Origin of the sequence: Streptomyces sp. NPDC021749, assembly GCF_040640655.1 — a bacterium.
In the GTDB taxonomy this organism is placed as follows: Bacteria; Actinomycetota; Actinomycetes; order Streptomycetales; family Streptomycetaceae; genus Streptomyces.
This window is the reverse complement of the sequence record NZ_JBFACE010000096.1, coordinates 1-3487: the sequence shown is the minus strand read 5'-3', so window position 1 is coordinate 3487 and position 3487 is coordinate 1. Positions and strand designations below refer to the sequence as shown.

The following is a 3487-nucleotide window of genomic DNA, read 5'->3' as shown; positions in this document are numbered from 1 at the left end:
GCTCCCACAAGTCCTCCGGCGACGCCACCCCACCCGGATAACGACAGGCCATACCCACGATCGCAATCGGCTCCCGGCTCGCCGACTCGACCTCGCGCAGCCGATCGCGCGTGCTGTGCAGGTCGGCCATCGCGCGCCGAAGGTACTCCCGCAGCTTCTCCTCGTTCGTTGCAGACACGGTTCTCCTCTGCGTCATGTCAGGGGTCAGGGGTGGAAGCGGTCGAGTGGCCGGCGCGCGACGCCGTCTGGCTCACTGGAAATCGCTGTCGAGAAGGTCGAACAGGTCGTCGTCGGAGGCCGAACGGAGGCGGTCGAGCACCCCTTCGCCGGGGCCCCCGGGGCTTTCGCCGGTGCCCTGCACCGCGTGGTCGCCTGAGCCGGCGGTGAGCGTGGCCAGCAGGCTGCGCAGCCGCCGCGCGGCGGCGGCGCGGGCGTCGCCGTTGTCGGTTGCAGTGAGGCTGGCCTCCAACCGGTCGAGCGCGCTGGACAGGTCCTCGGGGCCGGCCGGTTGGCCCGCCGCCGGACCGGTGGGCCCCGCCAGGCCGGCTGCCTCCAGGTCCTCACGCAGCAGCTCGGCGAGGGACAACGGTGTGGGGTGGTCGAACACGAGCGTCGCGGGCAGTCGCAGCCCGGTGCGCGCGTTCAGTCGGTTGCGGAGGTCGACGGCGGTGAGGGAGTCGAATCCGGCGTCCTTGAAGGACCGGCCGGCACCCACCGCGGCGGGGTCGCCGTGGCCCAGCACCGCCGCGACCTCGGCACGCACCAGGTCGAGCAGGACGGCCGTGCGCTCGGCTGCGGAGCGCGGCGCGAGCCGGGCCGCCAGTGCCTCGGCCGGGCTGGCCAGGCCGGGCGACCGTTGGCCGTCGCCGACCCGTCCGCCGGCACCCGGCGCGGCCCCGGCATCGCCCGGGACACCGGCGAGATCGCGCAGCACCTCCGGCGGCACGGTGGCGCGGGCCGCGGCGCGCAGGGCGGGCAGGTCCAGCCGTACCGGCAGCAGCGCGGGCTCGGGCCGGGCCAGTGACCGGTCGAGCAGCTCCAGCGCGTCCCCGGGGGCGAGCGGGACGATACCGGAGCGCCGGATGCGCGCGGCGTCCGCGCCCTCCAGACCGGTGGCCATGCCCGCACCGGTCCACCAGCCCCAGCCGAGCGACAGTGCGGGGTTCCCGGCGGCGCGCCGGCGGGCGGCCAACGCGTCCAGGAACGCGTTGGCCGCGGCGTACCCGGCCTGGCCGGCACTGCCCAGGGCGGCCGAGACCGAGGAGTACAACACCAAGGGCACCGGGCCGAGTTCACGGGTCAGCTCATCCAGGTGGACGGCGGCGTCGACCTTGGGGCGCAGCACGGCGTCGATCCGCTCGGTCGTCTGGGCGGTGAGCACACCGTCGTCGAGCACACCGGCGGTGTGCACCACACAGCTCAGGGGGTGCTCGGCGGGCACCTCACCGAGCAGGCGGCGCAGTGCGTCGCGGTCAGCTACGTCACAGGCCCGGACGGTGACCTCGGCGCCCAAGGCGGTGAGTTCCGCAACGAGTTCGGCGGCACCCGGCGCCTCCGCGCCGCGCCTGCTGACGAGCAGGAGCCGACCTGCCTTGTGTCGTTCCACCAGGTGCCGTGCGGTCTCCGCGGCCAGTGCTCCGGTACCTCCGGTGATCAGCACGGTGCCGTTGGGGTCCAGCGTCTCGACCGGCTCCCCGGCACCGGTTCCGTCGGTGTCGACCACCGGTACGAGGCGGGGGACGGTGGCGCGTCCGTCGCGCACCGCGATCTGAGCGGCGTCCGCGGTCGGCAGGCCGGCCAGGGTCCGCAGCGACGCCTTCGACCCGTCGATGTCGACCAGGGTGAAGCGGCCGGGCTGCTCGGTCTGGGCGACCCGGACCAGCCCCCAGACAGCGGCGCCCGCCGGATCGGCCGCGCCGCCCTCCGGGCCGGCCGCTCCCCGGGTGAGGACGACGACCCGCGAGCCGCCGGTAGGGGTGTCCGTACGAGCGTCCGTCAGGGGATCGGTGCCGGCGAGCGGGGCCTGCACGGCTTCCAGGGCCCGGCGCACCGTCGCGCGCACCTCGTCCGGGAGCCCACCGTGGGGCGCCGTGCGGCCGACCGCGGTCAGGTCGAGGAGGTACACCTCGGCGTCCGTACCGGCCTCCGGCGGCAGCGGCTCGCCGAGGGGGGACACATGGGCACGGGCGTCGACGCCGACGGCGCGCAGCCCGGCCGCGGTGGCTTCGGCCGCCGGCCCGACGACGGCCCAGCGCGCGGCCGTGGCGGCGGGCACTCGCTCGGGGAGCGGCAGCCAGCCCATGCGGTACAGGGGAGCGACGGGGGCGGCGGGCAGCCGGTCCGCGGCGATGCGGCGCAGTGCTAGGGAGCGGGCGGCGAGCACGGGGGTACCCTCGCGGTCCGCCGCGGAGAGCGACACCGCGCCGCCGTCGGCGGCAGCCACCCGTACCCGGAGTGCGTGTCCGCCGGCCCCGTAGTGCTGAACATCGGTCCAGGAGAACGGCAGCAAGCCGTGTCCGCCGTCGCCCAACGGGTCGAGCAGCGCGATGGGGTGGAGGGCCGCGTCGAGCAGGGCGGGGTGCACCCCGTAGCGGGTGGCGTCGGCAGCGTGCGCATCGGGTAACCGCACTTCGGCGAAGATCTCGTCGCCGCGGCGCCACGCCGCGCGCAGCCCGCGGAAGGCGCCTTCGTAGCGCACTTCGGCCGCGGCGAAGAGCGAGTACTGTGCGGCGATGTCGAGAGGCTCGGCGCCGGCGGGCGGCCAGGCACCAGTGAGTTCGGCGAAGGCGCTGGGGCCGGCTCGGTCCGAGTCGTGGGAGTGGTCGGCGGCCGGAGCGAGCACACCGGAAGCGTGCCGGGTCCAGCCGTTGTCGCCGTGCTCCGCCGCCGGGTGCGGGGATCCAGCGGGGTGCGGGGTGCGGGCGACGGGTTCGGGCCGAGAGTGGAGGCTCACCTCACGGGCCCCCTCGGGGCCGGAGGCAGCGTCCACGACGACCCGGATCTGGAGCGGGGTGTCCGCGGCCCAGGCCAGCGCGGTCTCAAACGTCAGTTCGGCAACGCGGGGTAGTCCGATCCGGTTTCCCACCTGGAGCACCAACTCCAGCAGGGCGGCCCCGGGGACCACTCCGCGGTCCCACACCAGGTGGTCGGCGAGCCAGGGGAGGTCCGCGGCGGAGATCCGGCCGGTCCACACCTCGGTGCCGGCGCCGGGGAGTTCCACGGCGGCGGCGAGCACCGGATGCTCCACCGCGCGCTGACCGGCCGCCGACACCCCGCCGGACGTGGGCCGCGGCGGGGCCGCCAGCCAGTAGCGGTTCCGTTGGAAGGGGTATGTGGGCAGGTCGATCCGCCGGGCGGCAGGCATCGAGGGCATCGGCGGTACCGGTAGGCCCCGGGTGTGCAGGGTGGCGAGTGCGGTGGTGAAGGTCTGCGATGCCGGCCGGTCACGCCGCAGGACAGGCACGAACGCCACATCAGCACCGTCTGA

At 75.6% G+C, this 3487-nt stretch carries 2 protein-coding genes; both read right to left on the bottom strand.

The annotated features are described in order from the left end of the window. Positions 1-196, bottom strand: a 196-nt coding sequence (locus AB0G35_RS37185; RefSeq protein ID WP_360959200.1) for a polyketide synthase docking domain-containing protein, incomplete at its 3' end; no start/stop codon positions are given. 54 nt (positions 197-250) lie between these two features. Next, positions 251-3472, bottom strand: a complete 3222-nt coding sequence (locus AB0G35_RS37180; protein ID WP_360959197.1) for a type I polyketide synthase — start codon at positions 3470-3472, stop codon at positions 251-253. Positions 3473-3487: the final 15 nt, after the last annotated feature.